The 24,893-nt window shown below is 59.6% G+C and carries 19 protein-coding genes; 14 read left to right on the forward strand and 5 right to left on the reverse strand.

The features are described from left to right. Positions 1-42 precede the first annotated feature (42 nt). From Mal65_RS09185 to Mal65_RS09205, 5 genes are read left to right on the forward strand one after another with little or no spacing between them, the layout of a single operon-like run. Entirely contained in the window at positions 43-2,127 is a 2,085-nt protein-coding gene (locus tag Mal65_RS09185) for a TolC family protein (RefSeq protein ID WP_165701167.1), read from the forward strand. Continuing rightward, positions 2,124-4,154: a preprotein translocase subunit SecA gene (locus Mal65_RS09190; RefSeq protein WP_145296343.1), complete on the forward strand. Its 2,031-nt coding sequence runs from the start codon at positions 2,124-2,126 to the stop codon at positions 4,152-4,154. The genes Mal65_RS09185 and Mal65_RS09190 overlap by 4 nt, the downstream gene beginning before the upstream one ends. A 5-nt stretch (positions 4,155-4,159) precedes the next feature. Next, a complete protein-coding gene (locus tag Mal65_RS09195; RefSeq protein WP_165701168.1) occupies positions 4,160-4,993 on the forward strand; it encodes an efflux RND transporter periplasmic adaptor subunit in 834 nt (277 codons plus the stop codon). Then, positions 4,993-6,582 carry an efflux RND transporter periplasmic adaptor subunit gene (locus Mal65_RS09200; RefSeq protein WP_145296349.1) on the forward strand — a complete coding sequence of 530 codons (1,590 nt, stop codon included), beginning with the start codon at positions 4,993-4,995 and terminating at the stop codon, positions 6,580-6,582. Before Mal65_RS09195 ends, Mal65_RS09200 begins: the two co-directional genes overlap by 1 nt. Before the next feature lie 4 nt (positions 6,583-6,586). Beyond that, positions 6,587-8,806 (forward strand): site-2 protease family protein, encoded by a 2,220-nt coding sequence (locus tag Mal65_RS09205; RefSeq protein ID WP_145296351.1) that lies wholly within the window; start codon positions 6,587-6,589, stop codon positions 8,804-8,806. 19 nt (positions 8,807-8,825) lie between these two features. Here the strand turns inward: Mal65_RS09205 and Mal65_RS09210 are convergent, their stop codons facing one another. Further along, the gene (locus Mal65_RS09210; RefSeq protein ID WP_145296353.1) at positions 8,826-10,082 is read right to left on the reverse strand and encodes an ATP-grasp domain-containing protein; all 1,257 of its coding nucleotides are present in this window, start codon (positions 10,080-10,082) and stop codon (positions 8,826-8,828) included. A gap of 84 nt (positions 10,083-10,166) precedes the next feature. Between Mal65_RS09210 and fae the strand changes: the two genes are divergently transcribed. From fae to Mal65_RS09230, 4 genes are all read left to right on the forward strand, one after another. Then, positions 10,167-10,664 (forward strand): formaldehyde-activating enzyme, encoded by a 498-nt coding sequence (fae, locus tag Mal65_RS09215; RefSeq protein WP_145296356.1) that lies wholly within the window; start codon positions 10,167-10,169, stop codon positions 10,662-10,664. A gap of 97 nt (positions 10,665-10,761) precedes the next feature. Continuing rightward, positions 10,762-11,640, forward strand: a complete 879-nt coding sequence (locus tag Mal65_RS09220) for an NAD(P)-dependent methylenetetrahydromethanopterin dehydrogenase (RefSeq protein ID WP_145296359.1) — start codon at positions 10,762-10,764, stop codon at positions 11,638-11,640. 227 nt (positions 11,641-11,867) lie between these two features. Continuing rightward, positions 11,868-12,389, forward strand: coding sequence for a hypothetical protein (locus Mal65_RS09225; protein ID WP_196784708.1), 522 nt, complete (start codon positions 11,868-11,870; stop codon positions 12,387-12,389). Between the two features lie 151 nt (positions 12,390-12,540). Then, positions 12,541-13,872: a PLP-dependent aminotransferase family protein gene (locus tag Mal65_RS09230; RefSeq protein WP_145296362.1), complete on the forward strand. Its 1,332-nt coding sequence runs from the start codon at positions 12,541-12,543 to the stop codon at positions 13,870-13,872. 112 nt (positions 13,873-13,984) lie between these two features. Here the strand turns inward: Mal65_RS09230 and Mal65_RS09235 are convergent, their stop codons facing one another. Both Mal65_RS09235 and Mal65_RS09240 read right to left on the reverse strand, forming a co-directional pair. Beyond that, positions 13,985-14,935, reverse strand: a complete 951-nt coding sequence (locus Mal65_RS09235) for a DNA-methyltransferase (protein WP_196784709.1) — start codon at positions 14,933-14,935, stop codon at positions 13,985-13,987. A 170-nt stretch (positions 14,936-15,105) separates the two neighbouring features. Then, a complete protein-coding gene (locus tag Mal65_RS09240) occupies positions 15,106-18,276 on the reverse strand; it encodes a vitamin B12-dependent ribonucleotide reductase (protein WP_145296365.1) in 3,171 nt (1,056 codons plus the stop codon). Positions 18,277-19,178: 902 nt separating this feature from the next. Here Mal65_RS09240 and Mal65_RS09245 point away from each other — a divergent pair. The 3 genes from Mal65_RS09245 (at position 19,179) to Mal65_RS09255 (ending at position 20,780) form a co-directional block, all read left to right on the forward strand. Beyond that, positions 19,179-19,763 carry a pyroglutamyl-peptidase I gene (locus Mal65_RS09245; protein ID WP_145296368.1) on the forward strand — a complete coding sequence of 195 codons (585 nt, stop codon included), beginning with the start codon at positions 19,179-19,181 and terminating at the stop codon, positions 19,761-19,763. Positions 19,764-19,951: 188 nt separating this feature from the next. After that, positions 19,952-20,188 carry a hypothetical protein gene (locus Mal65_RS09250; protein ID WP_145296371.1) on the forward strand — a complete coding sequence of 79 codons (237 nt, stop codon included), beginning with the start codon at positions 19,952-19,954 and terminating at the stop codon, positions 20,186-20,188. Between the two features lie 142 nt (positions 20,189-20,330). Beyond that, positions 20,331-20,780 carry a DUF4430 domain-containing protein gene (locus tag Mal65_RS09255; protein WP_145296373.1) on the forward strand — a complete coding sequence of 150 codons (450 nt, stop codon included), beginning with the start codon at positions 20,331-20,333 and terminating at the stop codon, positions 20,778-20,780. Between the two features lie 59 nt (positions 20,781-20,839). Here the strand turns inward: Mal65_RS09255 and Mal65_RS09260 are convergent, their stop codons facing one another. Then, positions 20,840-21,418, reverse strand: a complete 579-nt coding sequence (locus Mal65_RS09260; RefSeq protein ID WP_145296376.1) for a hypothetical protein — start codon at positions 21,416-21,418, stop codon at positions 20,840-20,842. Between the two features lie 69 nt (positions 21,419-21,487). Then, the gene (locus tag Mal65_RS09265) at positions 21,488-22,366 is read right to left on the reverse strand and encodes a nucleotide excision repair endonuclease (RefSeq protein WP_165701169.1); all 879 of its coding nucleotides are present in this window, start codon (positions 22,364-22,366) and stop codon (positions 21,488-21,490) included. Between the two features lie 133 nt (positions 22,367-22,499). Here Mal65_RS09265 and Mal65_RS09270 point away from each other — a divergent pair, with 133 nt between their 5' ends. Next, complete coding sequence (locus Mal65_RS09270) at positions 22,500-23,498, forward strand: D-2-hydroxyacid dehydrogenase (protein WP_145304800.1); 999 nt, start codon at positions 22,500-22,502, stop codon at positions 23,496-23,498. A 9-nt stretch (positions 23,499-23,507) separates the two neighbouring features. Next, positions 23,508-23,711: a hypothetical protein gene (locus Mal65_RS09275; RefSeq protein ID WP_145296382.1), complete on the forward strand. Its 204-nt coding sequence runs from the start codon at positions 23,508-23,510 to the stop codon at positions 23,709-23,711. Positions 23,712-24,893 lie beyond the last annotated feature (1,182 nt).

Consider the following 24,893-nt stretch of genomic DNA (forward strand, 5'->3'; position numbering starts at 1 on the left):
ACACCCATCATCCGAATCCCGCGACACCGCGTTGCCCCATCGATGCGCAAACGCCGCGGCCGATCGCTGCGACGCGGTCGTCGATGGTTGGCGGTCGCGTTCGGTGCATTCCAGATGGTCGGTGCCACGCCGATGGCGGCCCAACCGCCCCGTCCGATTCGCTTGCCCGCGTCGGACGCTGGCACGTCGACGGCCCACAGTCGCGTCCGCCCAGGTCAGAAATCGTTTGATCTGGCGTCGGTTCGAATCCAGGTGACCGACGATTTTGCGTTGCCACCCGAATCGTCCGACGGGGCAGATGCCGTCCATCCCCCATCGCTGGGATCGGCCCAAGCGGAACCGACGCCGGTCACACCAGGGGCCAAGGACGCCACCTTTGTTCCCTTGGAAACGCCTGACACGGTGTTGCCACCGACACCCGAGGTGCCCGGCGATGTGTTTTCGCTGGCGACGCCGATCACCGATAACCACGGTTGGCTGGATCCGTATCGCGGCAGGGTGCTGGAGATTGAAACGGATGTCACCAAGACACCGGACAGCCAAAGCATCCCGTCGTCGGACGAAGTTCACCTTTGGTGGCAAGACGCCCTGAAGCAACCGTTGGGCATGTCGCCACGTGCGATCCCGGTCGACGTTTCTTGGTTGACCCGGACGGCACTGCAATCATCGCCGCTGGTTCAATCTTTGCTGACCCAGCCAAAGATTGACCAGACGGCGGTGGTGATCGCCGACGCGGAATTCGATGCCGCGGTTTATCTGGAAGGCAAATTTGTCGACACCGATGAACCGGTCGGCGATACGTTGACGACCGGCCGCGCGTTCGGTCGCTACCGTGACGAAACGTTTTCGGCGGACGTGGGCATGAACCGCCAGTTGCGTGGCGGGGGAACGTTGGAAGCGGTACAGCGCGGTGGATTTCAACAGAACAACAGCGACTTTCTGGTCCCCAACCCACAGGGCACCACACGGTTGGAACTGAACTATTCCCAGCCGTTGCTGAAGAACCACGGACGTGCGGTCAACGAAATCAGTATCGTTCTGGCCAGCATCGACGTTCGATTGACGCGTGGCGAAGTCCGACAAGCGTTGGAAAAGCATTTGGTATCGGTCACGCGAGCGTATTGGGATCTGTACCAGGCCCGTTGCGAATGGATGCAGCGGAGCCGCTTGCTGCGACGCACCGAAAAGCTGCATTCCATTGTCGTGGCGCGTCAGCATGTCGACACGATCACGCGGCAGCGTTTGCGATCCGAGGCGGCTTTGGCCGAACGCCGGACGGGACTGAGTCGTGCGGAGGCTTCGATCGGCGACGCTCAGGCCAAATTGCGGATGTTGACGGGCAGCGAGATTTTGCAGCACGACGTGCATGTCGAATTGACGCCCCAGGAAGTCCCACCGGCGGTGCTGATCCCCATCGCCACGCGTGATGCGGCGGTCATGGCGCTGGACAATCGTCCTGATTTGGACGTCGCAATGCAGCGGATTCGATCGGCATCGGCCAAGATCGGCGTCGCCAAGAATCAGGTTCTGCCGCGGTTGGATTTGTTGCTGACGGGATACGTCGCGGGTCTTGATTCACGCCGCGACACTTGGGGGGCTTTTCTGAACCAATTTTCCGACGGTGCTCCCACTTACGCGGCCGGATTGCGATGGGAATTGCCGGTCGGCAATCGCGCGGCGCGGGCACGATTGACCCGAAATCGCTGGGAATACTGTCGGGCGTTAGAAGAATTCCGACAAGCGACCGAATCGGTGTTGGCGGATGTTGACATCGCCACACGCGAAACGAAAACCAGCTATCAAGAGATGTCGGCTCGTTATCAGTCGATTTTGGCCGCGCGTCGCGAAGTCGATTACTTGCAACAACGCTATGAACGCTTGGTCGAACCGCAGCAATCCGCGATCGTACTGATCGAAGACTTGCTGGACGCCCAACAGCGTCTGTTCAACGCGGAAAAAGACTTTGTCGACGCGCAGGTCGCCTATGCAATGTCGTGGGTCGAATTACGTCGATCCATGGGCGTCCTGTTGCGGGCCGCGTCAAGCCAAACGGATGACGTGGACGCGTCGCAACAGGTCGATGCACCGGAGATGATGTTTGGCGATGTGGTGGAGCCGGCACAATGATTCCACGATTCACCATGGGCTTGGCACGCAAACGTGATCGGCTGACGATCGGGGACCGCTATCGTGTCGGTATTCGCGAGATGGTTCGTCGTTGTTGCGATGAACTGACACCGCTGTGTGAACATGCCCACGATCGCTACATCGAACGGTCGCCACAGCAGGTGCGCGATCACTTCACCATGCTGCGTGGCCAAATCGTTGATGGCATGTTCGCGATCGACGATGCTTCGGCGTGGGCTGATTTGGCCGGATGCATCACTGCAGCGCTACAGCACACGCTGGACAAGCGTTTGTATCCGACCCAGATTCTGGCGGGATGGCAGATCGCGGCCGGCCGGATCGCTCAAATGCAAACCGGTGAAGGCAAGACGTTGGCGTGTTTCCTGCCGGCTTGCCTGATGGCGGCAACCGGACGCGGTGTGCATGTGGTCTGTCCCAATGATTATCTGGCACAACGTGACGCTCAGTTGCTCGCGCCGGCTTTCGAATCGCTTGGTTTGTCGTGTGGTGTCGTTCTGGATGACCCAAATCCGGCGGCAAAGACGGATCTGTACCACGGCGACGTGGTGTATGCGCCGGGCGCAGTGCTGGGGTTCGATTTTCTGCGCGATCGCTTGGCCGAAACACAGTGGATGCGGTTGGGGCGATCGCATCGTCTGGCCCAAACGGCGATGGGGCAAGGACGACCGCCTGCGATGATGCGTCCGTTGCACGCGGTCATCGTGGACGAAGCGGATCACGTATTGATCGACGATGCTGTGTCGCCACTGATTTTGTCACAGCGTCGTCAAGTCGGCCGGCAATTGGATGACCTGCTGATGTCGGCTCGCCAGGCCGCAATGCGGATGCAATCCGACATCGACTATGTGGTTCGTCAGGATCATCGCCAAGTCGAATTCACCGCAGACGGGTTTCATCGCATCTACGACGATCAATGGCCGGTGGATGATGCAAGGTTGAAGCGTCCTTGGCATGACTACGTACGCGCGGCGTTGTTGGCGCAGCATGTGTTTCAACGCGATCGTGATTACGTGATTCAAGATCAAACGGTCCAGATCGTTGATCGATCCACCGGGCGAATCTTTGCCGACCGCAGTTGGTCCGGCGGCATCCACCAGGCCGTTGAAACGAAGGAAGGCGTTCCGGTGACGGCCGAAACGGAATCGGCCAGTCAAACGACGCGACAAGCCTTTTTTCGCCGCTATCGCTGGATCGGTGGAATGACAGGGACATCGGATGGTTGCCAGCGGGAATTTGCGTCGGTGTATCGCTGCTGCGTCCAGGTGATTCCGTTGCGTTTGGCCAGTCGTCGGTGTGTATTGGCCGACGCGATCTTTGCCGACCAGGATGCCAAGGTTCAGTGGATCGTCGATGAAGCGGTGCATGCATCGCGGATCGGTCGTGCGGTGTTGATCGGCACGCTAAGCATCGAACAGTCGCTGGCGATTTCCCAGCTTTTTGATCGCTGTGGCATCCGGCATCAGGTGTTAAGCGGGATCCAAGACCGCGGCGAGGCGGAGATCATCGCCGACGCCGGGCAAAGTGGCGCGGTGACCGTGGCCACCAGCTTGGCCGGACGCGGGACGGACATCGCATTGGATGCGACGACTCGGCAACGTGGCGGTTTGCACGTCATCGTGTGCGAACACCATCGTCTGGCTCGGGTGGATCGTCAGTTGATCGGACGTTGTGCGCGGGGTGGCGATCCTGGGACGGCGCGGTTTTGTCTGGCCGCCGACGACGGAATTGCCCAAGGCCGCAACGACTGGTTCGGAGGCCTGATTCGCGGGCACGTCCGGTCGGTCGGAAACGGCGTGGCCGGATCGCATGACCATGCGTCGCTGGTTCGTCCCGTCGATGTTCCGCCGGGGCAATTGCGTCAACACGTTTTGGACATTCAACAAAACCAACAACGCAACGAAACCGCCGCGCGGCTGGCAATGATGCGGCAATATCAGGTCGATCAGGCTTGGCAGACGCCACGGCCGGCCTGGCAACCCGATTCCGAGCTTTCCTTTCAAGGATGAATGTGATGCGTTTGTCGATCATGTTGCCCGCTATCGCTTGGCTGCTGTGCACATCAATGGTTCGGGCCGAAGGCGTGCGAGGATTCTCCGAACCGTATCGGCGTGTGATGGTATCCGCCTCGGAAATGGGAACGTTGGCGGCGATTGACGTGGTCGAAGGACAGCATGTTCAGCGCGATCAAGTCTTGGGGCAACTGGACGATCGCGTTCTGCAAGCCAGTTTGAAAATCGCGCAAGCCGCCAAGGATGCCGAAGGTGCCATGCGGGCCGCCAAAATCGACTTGGAAATCAAGAAGCGTCACTTGGAAGGCTTCGTCGAACTCAGTCAGGCGGGCAATGCAAGTGTCCGGGAAGTGGAACGGGCCCAAGCCGACTATGACCAAGCACTCGCGCGGGTACAGGCCGCTGAAGAACAGATCTTGTTGCGGCAGTTGGAATACGATCGCACTATCCAGCAGATTGAAAAACGCCGGGTTCGTTCGCCTTTTGATGGTATCGTGACGGAGATCATCAAGCGTCCCGGCGAATTCGTTTCACCAACCGATCCGGTGATCTTCGAAGTGGTGCAACTGGACACGCTCCGGTGCAACCTAACGATTCCCAATGATCAGATCCAACATCTGCGTTTGGGCATGGAAGTCAAACTGGTCGTGGGACAGCGGCAGGAACCCGTCACCGCGATGGTCGAATACATCGCGCCGGTTGTTGATCCACAAAGTGGAACGGTTCTGGTGAAATTGCGAATCCCCAACAGTTCACAAGAGCTGAAGGCGGGGTTGGTTTGCCGTTTGGATTTGCCAGGTGATACACGCACCGCACGGTTGTTGCGGACCCGCTGATGCATCCCAGTCGCGTGTCTCATGCCACGCGGATCGGATCGGGTGAAGAAGAAGGCGGGAGTGCCGTGTCGCAGTATGAATCCATCACGAATCGCAGCAGCGATGCCGACGGGCGGGCGGTGTCCGGCCGTTCGCTCGCCGGTTCGGACGATGCCACGGCGGCGCTCGATGCCGCGATGCACTTGTTGTCCCGTTTGGGACAGGCCGGTGATTCGATCGATCCTGCCGCGGTCGTTTTGGCCGACGCGTTGGAGCTGCAAATCCATTTGGAATCGCATCGTGACCTGCACGATGCCATGTGCGAAGCGGCCGGTTGGATGGGACGGTCATGGTCGGCGCGGACGGTCATCGTCGGCTTCATCGACAGCCCCGAATCGCCTTGCCGCGATGCGATCGTCTGGCACTGTCCAACGGCGGAGGATCCCGAAGAAAGGATCGAAAGCAAGCTGGATTCGCAACAAGACGCCGCGCTGGACGAGGCGCTGCGACGTGGAGAACCGACGTGGTTCCCGCCACGGCATCCGGGCGATCGCTGTGGGGCTTTGGCGATCGAGCGATTGGCAAATTCGATCGATGCGACGCTGTTGCTGACCGTTCCCTTGGTCGACGAACGTCTTCGTTGCTGTGGCGTGGTGCTGCTGGTCGAACCATCACCGCCCGATCCATCCATTTGCATCCAAAGCCGCGTGAATGCGGTGGCGGTGCCACTGGCGGAAAAGCTTTCGCAGTTGTATCGGCATCGTCCGTCACGACTGCAACGTTGGTTGGGGGACCTCGGCAAAGCGATCAGCGGCCGAAGCGGCACGATTCTGTGGTGCAGCGTCGTGTGTCTGTGTTTGTTGTTGATGATTCCCATTCCGTACAACATTCATGGCCAGTGTGAATTGCTGCCCAGCGGACGCCGCTTTGTGGTGGCGCCGGTCGACGGTCCTTTGGAATCTTCACGCGTCCGACGTGGGGATTCGGTTGCCCGTGGCGATGTGTTGGCCGTCATCAACGCGTCGGAAATGGATTTGGAATTGGCGGCGTTGGAAGCGGAATTGGCCCGTTCTCGCAAGGCAATCGACACCTATCTGGCGGAAAGCAAGACGGCACAACAACAGTTGGCGGAGCTGGAAGCAGAACGCTTCGAGCTGGAATCCCAATTGTTGCGGCATCGTCGCAGCCAACTGCAATTGACCAGTCCGATTGATGGAGTGGTTATCCGTGGCGATCTTCGCGACGCCGAAGACGCACCGCTGACGCGCGGTCAAACACTGTTTGAAGTCGCGCCTTTGGGACGTCAGCGTTTGGAGATCGCGATTCCACAATCGGAAATCGCCTACGCCGCTGCGGGTTCAATGGCCACGTTTCGGTTGCACGCTTTCGCCGATCGCGAATGGATGACGACGGTGCGTCGTATCCACCGGACCGCTGATGTCAAAGACCGAGAAAATGTATTTATCGCCGAAGCGGTCATCGATGACCCCGAACATCTTTTACGGCCCGGCATGAAGGGGCGTGCCTGGATCGAATCGGGGACGGCTTCGTTGGGGTGGGTGATGTTGCATCGGCCCATCGCCCGATTGCGCGTCTGGTTGGGATGGTGATCGGATGGCGGAATCGTACGACACCTTGGATGTCATGACACGGCCGGTGCGACTGAAACCGGGCTTGCGTTTTCGGCCCGTCCGCCAGCGTGGGCGTTGGCTCTGTCAGATCGAACAACCGTCACAGCATCGCTTTTTCCGCATCGGACCGACGGAATACGCGTTGATCAGCTTCTTTGACGGACAGACGACGTTGGCCCAGGCCTGTGCGATGGCGGCGGCCAAGTTGGGCTGCGATGCACCGTCGACCGAACGTGCCAAAAGCGTTTTGCAGTGGATGGTGCGTCAGCGTCTGGCATCGTTCGCGGACAATCAAAATGACGTTGGGATAACCGAAACCATTGGGCACTTGCGGTCGGGTGGCTCATCGCATTCGGCCACGTCGGTGAATTCGGATCGCACCGCATGGTGGCAGCGATTCAATCCGTTTTGGATCAAGCTTCCTTTGCCAAATGTTCATCGCGTGTTGGATGCTGCTTCGATGGCTGTGTTGCCGTTGTATCAGCGTCTCGGCTGCATCCTTTGGTCTTTGCTGATTCTGGTCGGAATGGGGATGGCTTGGATTCAGCGTGGTGAATTGGTGGCCGGCGGAACCGATGTCTTTGATCCCGACCAGTGGGCCTACTTGATCGGTATTTGGCTGGTTTTGAAATTGGTTCACGAACTGGGGCATACCGCGGCGTGCCGGCGATACGGTGTGAAGGTTCGGCAGGCGGGGATTGTGGCCGTCTTGTTGATGCCGATGGTCTACGTGGATCTGACAGATGCTTGGATGTGCCGCAGTCGCCGTAAGCGGATGATCATCAGTGCCGCCGGAATCTACTTGGAATTGGGAATCGCAGCCATCGCCGTCTTGGGTTGGACTTGGTCAGCCGATCCGGTGCAACGATTGGTATGGCACCAGGTGCTGTTTGCCGCTGGGGTTTCGACCGTGCTGTTCAATGCGAATCCTTTGATGCGGTTTGACGGCTACTATCTGTTGGCGGACGCTTTTGATTTTCCCAATCTGTATTCCGTCGCACAGCGAAGGGTTGCGTCGTCGATGCGTTGGTTGCTGTTGGGCCAACGTCCGCCGGATTTTGACGAACCGTGGTGGCGTCGCTGGGCGATCGATGCGTATGGATGGGCGTCCCTGTTTTGGAAGGGGATCATAGCAGTGACGCTGGGGATCGCTGCCGCCTGGATGTTTCAGGGCGCCGGCGTGTTGATCGCCATCCTGGGAATCGCACAGTGGGTGGGGCGGCCCCTGGTCGCCGCGTTTCAAACGATGAAGCAAGAATCGGCGGGGACGTCGATGCTGCGGCCGGTTTTCGTCACGTTCGCCGGCTTGGGGCTGATCTCGGGAATCGTGTTTTGGATGCCGTTTCCGACACGACTGGCGGCCCCCGCGGTGGTTCGATTCCCACCGGAGTGTTCGGTCCGCTGCGGCGTGGACGGTTTTGTCACCGCGGTGTTTGTCCGCGAAGGGCAATGGGTATCACCAGGCGATGTGTTGGCATCGCTGGAAAATGATGCCTTGCGAATCGAACTGGCCGATGTGGAAATTCAGTTGCAACAGATCGAACAACAACAACTGACCGCGATCCACCAACTGGATGCCGCTGCGGATCAGATCTTTCAACAGCGGCGGGCATCCCTGGTCAGTCGTCGTGATCATCTGGCGAGACAGGTCGACCGATTGCGGCTGGTGGCGCATCGCACCGGGCGGGTCGAAGCGCGGGGTTTGGAAGAGCGTTTGGGAATGTACGTCCAGAAGGGCGATTCCTTGATGGACATCGTCGATGATGGGCACAAGGAAGTGGTCGCATTGATCGACCAAGCGGGCATTCGCACCGCACGACGGTTTGAAGGGGACGCCACGATCTTTGCCAGCGAAGCGGTGGGGAATTTCACCGGGAAACTGGAACGCATCGAACCTCAGGCGACCGATCGATTGCCCACGCCGGCTCTGGCGGCCACGTCCGGCGGGCCGATGGCGGTGCGAACGGATGATTCGCCATCGGATTCGTTGGAACCGAACGAAGGGCCCGGCGAATCCGTCCGCTTGATCGAACCACATTTCATGGCGATTGCGCGTTTGGACGAATCGACCGCCAAGCGGGTGCCCGCCGGATTGTTGGTGGAAGCACGTTTGGGGTACCGCGACGAAACGATTGCCCAGCGGGTTCGCACCGCTTTATTGCAACGCTGGTACGACGACGCGGCCGCTTCGAACCGCCGGTGAACGACGATTCCGCCGTCGTCTACGAAACCAATGATTGCACCTGGCGAATCAAGTCGCGGTAGTTGGTTTGCGGTGTTAGGATGCCCGTCAGTGTGACGATCGGCTGGCCGATGGCGATGTCGTCGGTTTGGGCGGGGATGTCGGTGCACCGGATCGATTGGTCTTCGGCGTGCAACTGGCGGCACCATCGCTGGATGGCTTGCGAACACAGTCTTCCCGCCCGAAGCGAGTAGACGATCCGTTTGAATCGATGAATTGAATGATTTGGATTCGGGACCCGCACCCAAGTATGCAGACGCTCGGATTGTGCCCGAACGTGCCACCGGATCAGCGATGGTTGCGTTGCCGGGCTGGAACCGGAGGGCTCCGGTGCAAGTGTGTGTTCGACTAATTCCATCGACGCGGACCACCGTGGATTGACTTCCAGCAACCACGGTGGCTGGTCGCCTGACAGAACCACATCCGCATTGAACAGGCCGCGGTATCGGGTTCGTTCCACCAGGCTTTGGCCAAGACGCTGCAGCCGATCCTGTGTCGACTGTTGCAAGGACACCGGGCCGAGGGAACCGGCGTAGATGAATGGCAGATCGCCGAACCTGGTGGTGATGGTCCGGCACACCCCCAGCATTCTCGCTTCGGCCCCATCGGCGATGTATGTCACGCCATGCGTTCGCCCGGCGACCCATTGTTGTTGAAACGTCATGCCGGGTTGGAATTTGCGATTCGGATCCGACCATCGAACGCCCAAGCCGCCGGTGCCCGTCATCGATTTTTCCAGCCAGCGGTCATGGTCTACCGATTGCCGCCGGTGTTGGTGCGCTGTGCTTGCTTCATCGACGATCGGACGAGTCGCGGGAAATCGACAATCCGATACCCCGGCCGCCTGGGCCCAAAGATCGCGGCAGCGGATCGTTTTTGCTTCGCACCACCGCCCTTGATCAACTTCGACGTCCGGCGGAGTGATCAGATCACCGGCGGCGACAACGGCGGCGTCTGGCCACCGGGCCTTGGCACGCCGTAGGGCGGCCGCGATCTGGTCCGGACCGGAAATCTGCTGGAATTCTTCACAAAGATCTCGAGTATCCGCGTCGCCGAATCGGTCGATTCCCCAAATTCGCAGGCCTCCACGGCGGGCCGACGCGGCGGCGGATCGCACCGATGCCCCCATCAGGATGACTTTACCGACCACGGCGGCCGAATCGGTTGACGGGGCTGGGCTGTCGCGGTGGTCTGGCGGAGGTTCCGTATCGCCCGGGATCGCGTCAGGTGCTTGCATCACGGTGCCGCTCTGCTACGTTCATCACTTCCATGGCCCACCCCCGCCCCCTCGAAATTACATTCTTGAAAGGTACCGACACTCATGCAGTTTTACATCGGCGAAGCCCTGGTCGGCGACGGCAACGAAGTTGCCCACATTGACTTGATGATCGGCAGCAAGAACGGCCCGGTCGGAACCGCATTTGCCAACGCGCTGTCGACCCAGAGTGACGGTCACACCAACCTGCTGGCGGTTCTGGAGCCCAACGTTGCTGTGAAGCCGTCGACGGTCATGATCACCAAGGTCACGATCAAGGGCATGAAGCAAGCCGTGCAGATGTTCGGTCCCGCCCAAGCCGCTGTGGCCAAGGCTGTTGCCGATTCGGTTGCCGACGGCGTGATCCCCAAGGATCAAACCGAAGAATTGGTTTGCGTCTGTGGCGTGTTCATCCACCCGGCCGCTGAAAGTGACGAAAAGATCTACACGTACAATTACGAAGCCACCAAGCAAGCGATCGCCGCCGCGATGAAGAACGAACCGTCGGCCGATCAAATGTTGGCCAAGAAGGACAGTGCGGCGCACCCGTTCAAGGGATTCTAATCTTGGCGGGTTCGCCCGCTTGCAATGACGCCAACGACTTTCAAACGTTCCCCGGCCGCGCAGTTTTTGCCGGTCGGGGTTTTATTTTGGATACATCATGCCCAAAAAGATTCTGTTGCAGTTTGACACCGGTGACCATGCCAGTTCCTTTGATTCGGTGGTGGCAATCGATTCCGGGGTGGATCACCTGTTGACCTATCGCGACGTTCATCCGTCGGCGGTGCGTGGTCTGGTCCACGGTGCGATGTTCACACGCGGTGGTGACGACTTGGCATCGACCGCGATTTTCATCGGCGGCGAAGACGTCCTGGATGCTGAGAAGTTGTTGCAGTCGGTGTGCAACACCTTCTTTGGGCCCGTCCGCGTTTCGGTGATGTTGGATGCCGGCGGCTGTAACACGACGGCCAGCGCGGCGGTGGTCGCGGCGGGACGACACGTCGAACTGGGAAATGCCAAAGCGGCGGTGTTGGGCGGTACCGGACCGGTCGGTCGACGCGTCGCCCAGTTGCTGGCCGGTGAAGGCGCCGACGTGGTGTTGACCAGCCGTTCACAGGAGCGTGCCGAAGCCGCGTGCCAAGACATTCGTGAAAAAGTGGGGGCGGATCAAGCATCCACCGCGTTGCTGACCGCTGCGGCACCTCGCGGCGAAAACGAATTGAAAAAGGTGATGGCGGATCGCAACTGCGTGATTGCTTGTGGGGCCGCGGGAGTCCAATTGTTGTCCGCCCAAGTGGTGGAATCGATGTCCGATCTGGCCGTGGCGATCGACCTGAATGCGGTCCCACCGGCGGGGATCGAAGGCGTGTCGATGACGGACAAGGCCGTGCCTGTTGGCGGCGGCGTCGGATACGGCGCGATCGGGGTGGGTGGGTTGAAGATGCGAACGCACGTCCAGGCGATCGAGCGGTTATTCACGGCGAACGATCTGGTGCTGGACGCCGAAGAGATCTATGCGATTGCAAAAACCGTCGGGTGACAAGGCGTTGCACCGGAGCCGGCTGGCGTGAAAAGCGGGTTTCACGCCAGTGACGTCGGGGGCATTCAAGACGTGAAACTTGATCTTCCGCGATTGTCTTGTTTTCCGCGCAAATCTTGGTCATTTCATGCGGATTGATCTTGCACGGCGTTTTCGCCATTTGGCAATTTGCCCCGGTCTATGGATCTGTCTTTGATAGTTCGAAAGAGATCAGGGTTATTCCCGCCATGCGATCAAATACCACTTGCCCACCTTATCGTTTTCAAAAAACGACCCGTCGTTGCATTGCCATCGCTGCTTTGGCGTTCGGCATTTGCGTCAATGCCACCGTGGCGAATGCACAGGAATCGTCCAGCGTCTTCAGTGGCGACAGCGCGACAGCGCCTGCACCGACCTTTGGTGAAATGGCGTCGAAGATGAATCCGATGAACTGGCAGATGCCCAAGTTCAAGATGCCCAGCTTTTCGGGTGTGATGCCCGGACAAGAGGACAAGGACCGGATCATCAAGAAAAAGGACAGCTTGTTTTCCGATGTCGGCGCCACAGCCAAACGCAGTTGGACGCGGACCAAGGAAGTGCTGAATCCGGCAAGGCTGAATCCGATGAACATGTTCGCCGGCAACGCGTCGAAACCGGTGACGACCGAGACGAAGAAGCCAGGCTTCTTTGGATCGCTGTTCGCACAGCCGGAGCCAGAAGAAAAGGTCGCCACCGTGGGTGAATTCCTGAGCCAGGACCGCATCCGTTAAAATCGCTTCGAACCGACCGCCCGATGTTTTTGATCGGGACGGCCCGACTTGTCCGGCGACCTTGGTCGGACGATGATGCACGTGGGGCGACGACCAGACCATCGGACTTGGTCGTCGCGGAACCAACACGCCACGATCAAGTGCATCTAACATGGCCATGCCTCCCTGGACCGTCGAACTTCTGTATCGCCAGATTTCTGGCGCCGCGAAACAAGCACAACAGTCCGAGACGATCGACAAGATCAAATCTCGCGCATCGGAACTTGTCCAAGACCTGCCTGATTCGGCGGCACGCGGCATCGAATCGGCCGGGCGTCGTTTGGATCGGCTGATGAAGTCGGCGGAACAATCGACCAAGGCGTTCCGACAGTGGTCGGAAAAATTCAACGCGGTCACGTTGCCTTGCGTGAATGCGACCGGGACGTTGTTGGACCCACGTTGCAGCCCGCCGATCAGCGAAGTCGTCGTCGCAGCGGGCATCGAAGCGATGCAAGGCAATCGTGTTTGCGATACCTCGCTGGATCATCGGCTGCATCGACACTTGCACCAAGCCATGAACTTGGCCGACGATCGGGATGTAGCCGTGGCCGCTTCCATGTCGGCGGCGCTGATGGCGGTGTCGACGATCTCGCTGGATCGCCCCTTCTTGGTGCCACGCAGCGAAGTGTTTCGCGTTGACGGTCGGCCCACGTCGGACTTGTTGGGCGGGGTTTTTGCGATGACCGCAGAAATCGGCGACAGTCGGACATTTGTGGCCGAAGATTTGGCCGGCAATTCCAATGCGATTCTGATCCGCGGCGATAGCGGCGCGGCGGCGATTTCCTGGGACACCGTCGCGGCGGATGATCAACCGTGGGCGGCCGTGCTACGGTGCGGAACGCTGCGCGGCGGCGGCGATCCGGCAACGGGTGGATCGATCGAAGGCGGTGATCTGGCTTCGGTCGGCGAACTGTTGAATCAGGGAGCCGAATTTGTTGTGGTCCCCGGCGATGGTTTGATCGGTGGTCCGGCTTCGGGCCTGATCGTCGGGAAGAAATCGGTGTTGGTCGACATCACCGGTCACGAGTCTTGGTCCGCGTGGGCCGCGGGTACCGCGACGATCGCGATGTTGTGTGAAGCTTGTGAGCGTCAAGCGTCGGCCGCTGTTGATGGATCCGCGGCATTGTCGATGTTGAACACATCGGTCGAAAACCTGAAGGCACGTTGCGAACGCTTGGCGACGCGGCTGAGTGCGACGGATATCGAACAGACGATTCAGATCACCGATCGGTCGGCCGGAATCATCGCGGATGGTCGCTGGCAATTGCCGTCGCGACAGATCGAATTGCGACGTCCCGATTTGGACGCGAAAGCCTGGGCCGAAAAACTGGCCCAGCATCACCCGTCAGTCTTGTTGGATGCCGAAGACGATGCGCTGCGGATCGATTTGCGCTGGGTCAACCCGGCCGATGACGGACGCATTGCCGAAGCGATACTGGATTAGTGGGCTGCGTCAGGATCCCGAGCATCGGGGTTGGACGCGATGGGTGCGGTTGACCGGTTGTGGGTGAAGTCGGCGGCTGGGGAAACGCGAAAGATTGCGTTTGATGCGCCGATTAGGTGTCGGGCGATGCGTCGTCAAACATCGACGGCGTGGCGACGGCGGTGGTCTGTTTCTTTTTAGGCTTCTTTGCCTTATCTGCCAGGCGACGACCTTTGGATGTCGATGGTGCGCTGCGTTTGGGATCGGAAGCACCGACCAGCGGATCGCCGGGGCAGGTTTCGTCCAGTCGCTGTTGCCCACGGCTGGCATAGTCCGCGGACATTTCCAGTGCGATCGATTTTCGTGAAAGCTTTTTCGCGACCACGGCCGTCGAACCGCTGCCGGAAAACGGGTCCAAGACGACTTCGCCCGGTCGGCTGCAAGCCCGGATGATCCGTCCGAGCAACTGTTCGGGCATCTGGCATCCATGGAAACCGGCGCGTTCTTTGAAGGTGCCGGCGACGCGAGGAAAGTACCACGTGTCTTCGTCTTCGGCGAAGCCTTCGGCCAAGTCTTGTGGCCGCAGGATCCACGTGTCGTCGGGCAACCGGCCTTTGGGGTTCGCTCGGCGATCGCCATAAACCAGTTGGCGTGCCGATGGGACGCGGACATCGGGATCGTCCGCGTTGAAGACGAAGTGGTCCGGGTCTTTGACGAAGTAGAAAAGGTGAGCGTGGGAACGGGTGAATTTGTATTTGCAGTTCACGCCGAACGTGTAATACCAAATCACCCAGTTGCGACAGTGAAAGCCGACCTTTTGGGATTCGATCTTCAGTTCCGCGGCAAATTCGTCACCGATCGCCAGCCAGAACGTGCCGTCGTCTTTCAAAACACGGTGGACTTCGCTGATCCACTGGTTGGACCATTGCAGATAATGGTCCACCGGCATGCGATCTTCATAGACGTCGTAGTCGTAGCCGATGTTGAACGGCGGGTCGGCGAACGCCAAATCCACGCTGCCGTCGTCCATCTGTTTCATCAGTTCGACGCAGTCGCCTTGATGAATTTGATCAAGCTTCAACACGGATGCCGTCCATCGTTACGTGGCGTTTGGCGTGAGCGCGGGGCGCTATGGCATCGCCGCGTCACCGAAACGACCGAAAGCCAGCGAAGGCGGACTTTCGGTCGTCGCAAGTCATGTTGAGATGACGATCAATTTTGGATCTGCAAAACGATCGTCATCCCGACGCTGGTTCAGCTACAGCCCATGCTGTTGCCACAGTTGTGGCATAGATAGCAGTTGCCGTTTCGCACGGTGATGCTGCCACAGTTGTCACAACTGGGGGCATCGATTTGGAAGCGTGCGAATTGCTCCGTTTGGCCGGCGGGATTGTTGCCGTCGGACACGATGTCCAGCGATGCGTGTCCGTTGCCATTGCTTTGTCCGTTGCCGTTACCAATACCGTTGGACGGGCTGGCGGACTTGCCGTTTCCAGCGGCCGGTTTCTCGGTGGCCGGTGGTGTGGAACTGACGCGACCGGATAGACCAGGGATGTCTTTCAGGTTTTGTTGCAGGGCGGCTCGTTCGGCCAGTTGGACTGCGGCGGCGGCACCGTCACGCAGTTCACGCATCACGGGACTTTGGTTGACGGCGACTTCCGGGCCGTTGCCCGCACTGCCGCCAGGGTTCACGCTGCCGGTGGGCACGTTTTGGTTGCCTTCACCGCTCATGAAGGTCAGACCCAGCCAACGCGCGATGTAATCCACGACGCTCTTCGCGATCCGGATGTCCTTGTTGGACGTGTGACCCATCGGTTCAAAGCGTGTGTGGCTGAACTTGTTGACCAACACTTCCAGCGGGACGCCGTACTGCAGGGCGATCGACAGTGCGGTGCCGAAGCTGTCCATGATGCCGCCGATGGTGGATCCTTCTTTCGCCATCGTGATGAAGATTTCACCGGGCCGACCATCGGGATACAGACCCACACACAGATAGCCTTCGTGACCGGCGATGCTGAACTTGTGCGTCAAGCTTTGGCGGGTGTCGTTCAGACGTTCACGCCGCGGTTTGTAGACGACCTTCTCCACCGTCTTGGTGACGACCTTGGCTTCACCGGATGCTTCGGCCTTGCCGTCGTCGGACTTGGTATTCAGCGGTTGCGATTGCTTGCTGCCGTCGCGATAGATGGCGATCGCCTTCAGGCCCAGTTCCCAGCCCCAGAAATAGGCGTCGGCGATGTCTTGCGGGGTCACATCGTTGGGCATGTTGACCGTTTTGCTGATCGCACCCGACAGGAACGGCTGGGCGGCGGCCATCATCGTGACGTGGGCACGCCACGCGATGCTGCGGACGCCGTTGGCCGCTTTGAAGGCACAATCGAAAACGGGCAGGTGTTCGGCTTGTAGGTCCGGTGCACCTTCGATCGTGTCGTTTTCGTCGATGAACTTCAGGATCGAATCGATTTGTTCGCTTTGATAGCCCAGCTTGTCCAAGCCGCGGCGGACCGTCTGGTTGACGATCTTCAACATGCCGCCGCCGGCCAGTTGCTTGTACTTCACCAACGCGATGTCCGGCTCGATGCCGGTCGTGTCACAGTCCATCATGAAGCTGATCGTGCCGGTGGGGGCCAACACGGTCGCTTGGGCGTTGCGGAATCCGTAACGTTCGCCGATTTCGCAAACGTCGTCCCACAGTTTGGCGGCGGCTTCCTTCAATTCGCTGGGGCCGTCGTCGTTGATGTCGTCGCAGGCTTCGCGGTGCATCCGCATCACGTTCAGCATCGGCTTTTCGTTTTCCGCATACGCTTCGAACGGACCGACAACACCGGCCAATTCGGCGCTGGTGCGGTTGGCTTCGCCGTGCAGGATGGAGGTCAGCGAACCGCACAGACCACGAGCCGCGTCGCTGTCGTACGGCAGACCCGATGACATGATCACGCTGCCCAAGTTGCTGTAACCCAGACCCAGCGGGCGGAAACGATGACTGTTGCGAGCAATCGGCTCGGTCGGATAGCTGGCGTGATCGACCAAGATTTCTTGGGCGATAAAGAACAGACGTGCGGCGGCGCGGAAACGCTTGACGTCAAAGCTGCCGTCTTCGCCCAAGAACTTCATCAAGTTGATGCTGGCCAGGTTGCACGCCGTGTCGTCCAGGAACATGTATTCGCTGCACGGATTGGACGCGTTGATGTCGCCGCTGTTGGGGCACGTGTGCCACTTGTTGATCGTCGTGTCGTACTGGACGCCGGGATCGCCACAGTGCCACGCACATTCGGCCATCTTGTTCAGCAGTTCTTTGGCATCGTACGACGGCGCGTCGACGGTCGGTTTGTCGGTGACCCAGCGGGTCTGCCACTGGCCGCCCGCCCGGACCGTTTCCATGAAGTCGTCGGTCACACGCACCGACAGGTTGGCGTTTTGGAAACAAACGCTGCTGTAGGCTTCGCCGTTGAAGTTGCTTTCGTAGCCTTCGCGGATCAGGGCGTGTGCCTTTTGTTCTTCCTTCCACTTGCATTCGATGAATTCCAGCACGTCGGGGTGCCAGACCTTCAGCGATTGCATCTTGGCCGCACGACGAGTCTTTCCGCCGCTCTTGATGACACCGGCGATGGAGTCATAAACCCGCATGAAGGACAGCGGGCCGGACGGGGTGCCGCCACCGGACAGCTTTTCACGTTGGCTGCGGATCGTCGACAAGTCGGTGCCGGTACCGCTGCCGAACTTGAACAACATCGCCTCGCTGCACGCCAGACGCATGATGTCTTCCATGTTGTCGTCGACGCTTTGGATGAAACACGCCGAACCCTGCGGAAACTCGTAGGGGTTTTCCGGCTGTAGCGTTTCGTCGCTGGTCCGGTCCCAGTGCCAGTTGCACTTGTCGCCCACCACGCCGTATTGCGGGTACAGGCCGACGTTGAACCACACGGGACTGTTGAACGCGCCGTGTTGGTGCAGGCACAACCACGTCAGGTCACGATAGAACCGGTCGCCGTCTTCGGCGGAATCAAAGTAACCGTCTTCCAAGCCCCAGTCGGTGATCGTGCGGGTGACGCGGTGGATCAGTTGGCGGACCGACCGTTCACGTTCGGTACCGTTCTTGGGATCGCCATAAAAATACTTCGAAACCACGACGTTGGTGGCCAGTTGGCTCCACGACGATGGGACTTCGCAATCGGTTTGCTCGAACAGCGGTTTGCCGTTCTCGTCCTTGATCGCCGCACTACGCAGTTCCCAGGTGGTGGTTTCGAAAGGCGTCGAATCGTTCTGGGGGCAGAAAACCGTATCGATTTTCAGTCCCGAGCGATCTGTACGCAACGCATCGCTGAACCGTTGCCGGGCATAGGCGACACCATGTTCGGCATTGACCTTCTCCAGAGCCGGGTCGGAACTTTCCTTGCGATCGGATGCGGGCAGAACAGTAGCCATGACTTTTGAAGACTCCTAAAGGTCGTCCGTGAACGCCGGGGGTGTGAAGTTGGTACGCGGTCCTCGCGTCACACCCGATCGACGTCGCTGCGAAAATAGAAACAAGACTTGCCCAACACATCTGATCGCCCCGACCACGAGTCGTTGCACACTTTCGGCCCCTTAAGTCCATCGGAGGGATCGGAAAATTCCATCTTTCCCGCAGAGTGGTTGAAATCGGCCGAATCGGTAATGCCAGCACTACCGGTAGTGCATTCTAGGCTCGTGAAGCACTAGATGTGGGTCAACGCAGGGGATGATAGGGATCCCGGCGTCGCTGTCAACAAAAATTTGCCGTCGGCCCTAAGTCATTGAAACAGAATGCTTTACGGCAGATTCGGCGAAACAGCCCGATCGTCGCCACCGTCCCGCCGATGCGCGCAAAGCCAAGCCGCATGAAGGTTTACAGAAATTTGCTAGCAAATTCCGACAAGCCGTGGAAAACTTGTCAAGAAAAACAAAATTCTCCAGCCCAATCGACGCGGCCCGCAGGACCCTTTGGTTTTGACACCCGCGGATCGCCCCCAGTCTTCCCTTTGAACGGCGCAGACTGCACGGGTCGCAAACGTGCCTTTTCAAACAGGCCGGCTTCTGGAGGCCACTGGGTCGGAGCGATCGGGCTGTGGGCACCGCGGGATTGAAATCCGCCGCGGACGATGGGGCGACCCCCGCGGCCAAAGATTATCCCAGACTTCAAACTTTCTTCGCCATCAGCCCGACGTGCGGCGATTGGTCAACTAGGATTTTGACGTGGATCGGCCGTTTTCGATGTGGCTTGTTTGCCTGGCCCGAGGCTACCGGTCCCGCCATCGTCGCGTTGAACGCAACCGTTTCTGACACGTCCCCCTCGGATCGTCCCGTTGATGCCCCGCGTCCTTTTGACCGCTTTCGAGCCGTATGACCGCTGGAAAGACAATGCCAGTTGGCAGGCGTTGGTGGAATTGACCAACTGGTACGATGGGCCCGCGCAATTGGTCACCCGACGTTATCCGGTGGATCTGTCGGAAATGAGCCACCGGTTGCGGGAAGACCTGCATCAGGGATTCGATTTGGCCATCCATTTGGGCCAGGCCCCTGGTTCGGCGGTGATCCGGCTGGAATCCGTCGGATTGAACCTGCGAAGCGACGGAACCCCGCTGATTCCGAACGCCCCCGAAGCGTACCGGACGGCTTTGCCCCTGGACGCGGTCGCCGACGCGTTGAAAGCCGCGGGCATCCCTGGGCGGGTGTCGCACCACGCGGGGACGTTTTTGTGCAACGCGGCTCTTTATCTCAGCCAGCATTATGGCCAGTCCTTCGGCATGTCGACGCAAAGCGTGTTTGTGCACCTGCCGCTGACTCCGGCGCAAGTGGCCGCGGATTCGCAGGATTTCGCCAGCATGAGTTCGCAGTTGTCCGCCGCGGCGATCGCGATGACCATCGCTCGGTTGACCGAACGCGTCGCCTGAGAGGCGGCAGCGCACGACCGCCAGGTGACCCGGCCAAGTCCGCAAAGCAGTTTTTTGACGGTCGGGGGTAAAGATATGACGGTCGTTCGGCCGATACCGGTTGTGACGAGCGTTTCGGACAGCAGTCCGAAGCGTGTTTCACACATTTCAGATTGACTGTGGAAGCCAATCCGCGAAGGCGAGAATCGATGACCCGCATCACGAAAAAACAACGATTGACCGGCGGTGCCTTGCTGACCCTGATCATCGGTTCGACGTTGGCTGCGGCCACGGGGTGCCAGTCCAGCATCAACGGCCAGACGTTGCCCAGCGCGTACTACCTACAGGACGACGTGCAATACTTCCCGGTCGGTCCGGAATTCAAGCTTTCGCGTGAAGCCGCGGCATTGCAGGCCGCTCGCGCCGAAGAAAAAGCCAACCGCTGATCCGAAGCCGACCGCGGTTGCGGTTTGCTTTGTTGCCATGCCGGGATCGCATCCAGTAGCGTAGATGCGATCCTGACGCAGGACGTGGACATTGCCTAGGGTCCGCGTCGCCAATCGGGCGGTGTGCCGATATCATGCGGCCATGAACAAGCCACATTCCAACGCGCACCGTTTCTTTCCGGCCGCCGCTCTGGTCGCCGTGACCTTCTTTCTAGGGTCCACGCCGGGCTGTCGTGACGCCACGGTCACAAGCCCCGCGACGACCGACGATGTCGCCGTGTCGACCGGACCGGTGACCGTCGAAGTCATTTCGGACGATTCCAACCAGACGGTCACCATCGATGATGTGGCCGAAGGCACAACGTTGGAAGACGTCATGCGACAGGTCGAATCACTGGACGTCGGTGTCACCGGCAGCGGCGAAATGGCATTCGTCGACAGCATGCTGGGGCAGGCAACCGGGACCGAAGGCGGCTGGACGTTCAAAGTCGACGGCGAATTTTCCAAGCTGGGCATCGGATCGGTCAAGCTGAGCCCGCCGACCACCGTGACGTGGGCCTACAGCGATTGGCCCGACGCGGCGTCGGAGTAAGACGTATTCGTCGGGGCTTTGGGGCGGAACATCGGCAGCCGGTCGAGGTTACGCACGGCTTAAGACGGAAGCGAAGCGGGCTGGTTGGCGATTTGACGCATCCAATCTTGGACTTTGGTCAGGGTCGGAAACTGTGACGCGATCCCCGCGATGCCGATGGCGGGAAAGATCAGGAACAGCAGATCGCCTTGAAGCATCATCAGGATGCTGCCCATCACGCCAACGCCTTCGAAAATTGCGCTGGTCACGATCCGCGCCGCTTGGTCGCCGCCGGACAGATAACGCATCGGGCCTTCTATCGGATCGTCGCCGTCGGGCACGGTAAATCCGCCGGGCTGTTCAGCGCGAAAACGCTGTACGGCCGCTTTGCGGATGGTGGGCGGAAGGAAGAAGGCGGCGGCCAGGCTGATGGCGGTGAACGCCGTTGCGATGCCCGGCAGGACCAAGTCCCCGGCACCGGCGGGTTCACGTTCCTCGGCCGCCAATTCCTGGGCCACTGTTTCTCTCTGGTCGGCCGATGACAGGGTCAAGTAGGTCATCACCGCGGCGATCAGGATCAAGCCTTGGATCAGAGCGAACGTGATGATCTGGCCGATTCGGATCAGTGCAGAAAACGTCGGGGTGGGCTGGGCGTCCATGGTGGCGTCGGTCTTGTGGGAAATCGTGTTCGGTGATGCAAGGCTTGCGTGTTGTTCGCAAACGCGGTGTCAGGGTCGCACGTTGTACTTGGGGCTGCGGCTGCGGATCAATTCGCTTTCATACGCCCGTCGCATGGCCGATTTCGATGCCGGCGAATCGGCGGCAAAGACGTGCAGTTCCACCGAGACGTTCTCGGATCGAGGACTCTGTAGCATCATCGCCAGCGCCGCGTTGTGGCTGCCGTCAAAGTGTTGTTTCAAACGTTCGGCCAGATTCACGGCTTCGCCGATGTAAAGGTAACCGCTGGCGTCTTTGAACAAGTAGACGCCCGGTCGCGTTGGGACGTCGGTTTGTTTCAGTTCGTCCAGCGAATACGTTGTGACTTCGCGTTGCCAGTCGGCGACCTGCAGCACCAATTCCGGTCGCAGCCGACGCGTCTTGCGCAGCCGCAGCAGTGTCCGCCGCACGGCATAGGCGTCAACGTCGGGGGAAAGCTTGCGTGCTTCTTCGGTCAGCTCGCGATACGTGCGTGGGTCGGCCAGTAATTGATCGGTCGTCATGCGGTGTCGGTCCATCACCGCACGTCCGGCCATCTCGGCGATCACCTGCACGTCATCATCGACCGGTTTGGCACGCCGCGTCGCCGATGTCGTCAGCTTGCCGGCTTTGCGAAGCCCCAACAGCCGCAGGAAAAGTTGACGCTGTTGATCGTCCGTCCATGTCGATGTGTCTTGAAGGCCAGCGATTTGCGCGACCGCTTTCAAGAAATCGGCACGCAAGTCGTCTCGCACCAACAACTCATCACTGCTGAATCCTTGCGACGACCGTGCGAAGGCTTCGTCGATGACCGTATCTGGTGCAACCGCATCGCTCGTGGCTTGGGGCGCATCCGCGAACGACTGGCCGGATATCGAAATGGCCAAGGCGATGCCGACCAAGATCGTCACGACAGACGATGGGCGTGATCGTCGTGCTGAGTGGTGGATCGGCATCGGTGCCTGGGCAAACGACGGTTGGGGGCTACGATTGTCGGTCGATATTGTTTGTGACATGCACCCGAGTTTACCCCAAGCCGATGTCATGCGAATCGTGTTGTGTTTTCCGGTGACCGATAGCCAGGTGGCGCGGATTGCCGAAACGGTCCCCGATGCGGAAGTCGTCAATGCCGGTCAATCGCGGATCGACGAACTGTTGCCCACCGCGGACATCTTCATCGGTCACGCCAAAGTCCCCGTGAATTGGGATCGTGTGCTGGATGCGGGGCGTCTGCGCTGGATCCAATCGTCGGCGGCCGGGCTGGACCACTGCTTGGTGCCCGGGGTGATCGAAAACGATTCGATCATCGTCAGCAGTGCGTCGGGGCTGTTCGCACCCCAAGTCGCCGAACAGACGTTTGCGTTATTGTTCGGTGTGATCCGACGGGCACCGGTGTTCTTCAACGCTCGCAAAGTTCGCGACTTTTCACGCCAGCCGACCGATGATCTGCGTGGTAAGACGGTCGGTATCGTCGGGCTGGGCGGCAACGGTCGCGCGATCGCGGACATGTTGTCGCCCTGGGACGTGCGTGTCGTCGCCACGGATTTCTATCCCGTCGATCGTCCGGGGTCGGTGGAAACGTTGTGGCCGGCGGACCGGTTGAATGATTTGCTGGACATCAGCGATGTGGTGATCCTTGCGATCCCGCTGAACGAAAACACCGACGGCATGTTCGACGAAGCGGTGTTCAACCGAATGAAACGCGGCAGCTACTTGATCAACGTGGCCCGCGGTCGCGTGGTCAAGGAATCGGCTTTGGTCGCGGCACTTCGCAGTGGGCGTTTGGCCGGCGCTGGGCTGGATGTCACCGAGGTCGAACCGTTACCCGCGGACAGCCCGCTTTGGGATGATCCCAAAGTGATGATTTCACCTCACATCGGCGCACAGTCGTTTCGTCGTGTCAGCGATACCGTCGATCTCGCGTGCATCAATTTGAAACGCTTCGTCGCCGGACAGCAGCCCTACAATGTGGTCGACAAGCGGTTGGGCTTTCCCCATCCGGCGGACGTCTATCGCCCGTGCACCGAGAACCCGAACGGATGATGGGATTCAATGAGCAGTAGTCAAAGACGTATCGTGCCGGCTGACGCGATCATCGAGAAAGGCCACGGACACGCAAGTCCGATTTTGCTGCCCGCCAAGCCCGAATCTCGCAAAGACTTTGTCACCGAATTCAACGAGACTTACGCCGCGTTGGGGTGGCGAATCGAGTGGAATGAAGACGGGACGATCCGCTGGCCCGGAAAAAAACGCTGATCGGGTTCGTTTGTGCGCGTTTGTGTTTTCTCTCACGGAGTCACGAAGGCACGGAGGAGGAGAGAGGGTGAGGAAGGCTAGGGATCGGATTCCGTGAAATCTCCGTGCCTTGGTGCCTTTGTGCGAGGTCACCGATTGCGGGTGCTGCTGTTTTTCTCACGGAGTCACGAAGGCACGGAGGAGGAGAGAGGGTGGGGCAGGATGGGGATTGGATTCCCTGAAAGCTCCGTGCCTTGGTGCCTCTGTGCGAGGTGATTCGATCACGGGGATCGCGGCGGATGTGTGTGCCATCGGCGCATGAAAAAACCCCGTCGATCCAATGGTGATCGACGGGGCCATGCATTTTCTAATCAAGCTTTGCAGCGGATCAGTGACCGCAACCGCAAGCCGGAGCAGCTTCGCAACCGCAAGCCGGTTCGATGATTTCGCAGCCACAGGTGGGCTCGATCACTTCGCAACCGCAATCGCATCCGTGATTGTGCTTGTTGAACAGCTTCTTGAACAATCCCAGCGGGTTGCAGGGCTTGTGGCAAGGTGCGGGAGCGTCGCAGCCGCAAACCGGCTCGCAACCGCAGACGGGTTCGCAAACGGCAACTTCGCAACCGCAAGCGGGTTCAACAACCGGTGCGCAGCAGGCGTCGCAAGCGCTGTGACGCTTGAACAACTTGCTGAACAGACCGCACTTCGGTGCGGGAGCTTCGCAGCCACAAACCGGCTCGCAAACCGGTGCACAAACGGGCTCGCATCCGCAAACCGGCTCGCACACGTCACAACCGGAATCACATCCGTGACCACACAACTTGTCAAACAGGCCGAACGCGCTGGCGCTCGGGGCACTGCTGGCGGCGATCGCGAAAGCCAACAGAGCAGGGACGATTACACGACGCATCGTGAATTCTCCATGGAAAGGTAACTGAACGGGATTCGCCAGCCGCAACACGTCCGAACGGCCGAGCAACCGTGGGATGTCGAAAGCGTCGGCCACAGCCATGACAACCTTCGCGACTCCGACGGGTCGACCTTGAAACGTGGGAGGAATCAAAGGCCGGTCGGCGTGTGGCGGCAAGCGCGACACCGAAATTTGGTGTCGTGAATGGCTATCGGTCAGGTTGCCAATGCGTGATGCGTTGACTTGGCGGGAAATGCCGGTGGCCGCCGGAATCGGTGACGATCGCGACGACT

Origin of the sequence: Crateriforma conspicua (assembly GCF_007752935.1) — a bacterium.
GTDB lineage: Bacteria > Planctomycetota > Planctomycetia > Pirellulales > Pirellulaceae > Crateriforma > Crateriforma conspicua.

What these genes read in the sequence shown, in the direction of transcription:
- Mal65_RS09185 (WP_165701167.1), top strand. Translation starts at nt 43, where the DNA reads ATGCGCAAACGCCGCGGCCGATCGCTGCGACGCGGTCGTCGATGGTTG.
- Mal65_RS09190 (WP_145296343.1), top strand. Translation starts at nt 2,124, where the DNA reads ATGATTCCACGATTCACCATGGGCTTGGCACGCAAACGTGATCGGCTG.
- Mal65_RS09195 (WP_165701168.1), top strand. Translation starts at nt 4,160, where the DNA reads ATGCGTTTGTCGATCATGTTGCCCGCTATCGCTTGGCTGCTGTGCACA.
- Mal65_RS09200 (WP_145296349.1), top strand. Translation starts at nt 4,993, where the DNA reads ATGCATCCCAGTCGCGTGTCTCATGCCACGCGGATCGGATCGGGTGAA.
- Mal65_RS09205 (WP_145296351.1), top strand. Translation starts at nt 6,587, where the DNA reads ATGGCGGAATCGTACGACACCTTGGATGTCATGACACGGCCGGTGCGA.
- Mal65_RS09210 (WP_145296353.1), bottom strand. Translation starts at nt 10,082, where the DNA reads ATGCAAGCACCTGACGCGATCCCGGGCGATACGGAACCTCCGCCAGAC.
- fae (WP_145296356.1), top strand. Translation starts at nt 10,167, where the DNA reads ATGCAGTTTTACATCGGCGAAGCCCTGGTCGGCGACGGCAACGAAGTT.
- Mal65_RS09220 (WP_145296359.1), top strand. Translation starts at nt 10,762, where the DNA reads ATGCCCAAAAAGATTCTGTTGCAGTTTGACACCGGTGACCATGCCAGT.
- Mal65_RS09225 (WP_196784708.1), top strand. Translation starts at nt 11,868, where the DNA reads ATGCGATCAAATACCACTTGCCCACCTTATCGTTTTCAAAAAACGACC.
- Mal65_RS09230 (WP_145296362.1), top strand. Translation starts at nt 12,541, where the DNA reads ATGGCCATGCCTCCCTGGACCGTCGAACTTCTGTATCGCCAGATTTCT.
- Mal65_RS09240 (WP_145296365.1), bottom strand. Translation starts at nt 18,276, where the DNA reads ATGGCTACTGTTCTGCCCGCATCCGATCGCAAGGAAAGTTCCGACCCG.
- Mal65_RS09245 (WP_145296368.1), top strand. Translation starts at nt 19,179, where the DNA reads ATGCCCCGCGTCCTTTTGACCGCTTTCGAGCCGTATGACCGCTGGAAA.
- Mal65_RS09250 (WP_145296371.1), top strand. Translation starts at nt 19,952, where the DNA reads ATGACCCGCATCACGAAAAAACAACGATTGACCGGCGGTGCCTTGCTG.
- Mal65_RS09255 (WP_145296373.1), top strand. Translation starts at nt 20,331, where the DNA reads ATGAACAAGCCACATTCCAACGCGCACCGTTTCTTTCCGGCCGCCGCT.
- Mal65_RS09260 (WP_145296376.1), bottom strand. Translation starts at nt 21,418, where the DNA reads ATGGACGCCCAGCCCACCCCGACGTTTTCTGCACTGATCCGAATCGGC.
- Mal65_RS09270 (WP_145304800.1), top strand. Translation starts at nt 22,500, where the DNA reads ATGCGAATCGTGTTGTGTTTTCCGGTGACCGATAGCCAGGTGGCGCGG.
- Mal65_RS09275 (WP_145296382.1), top strand. Translation starts at nt 23,508, where the DNA reads ATGAGCAGTAGTCAAAGACGTATCGTGCCGGCTGACGCGATCATCGAG.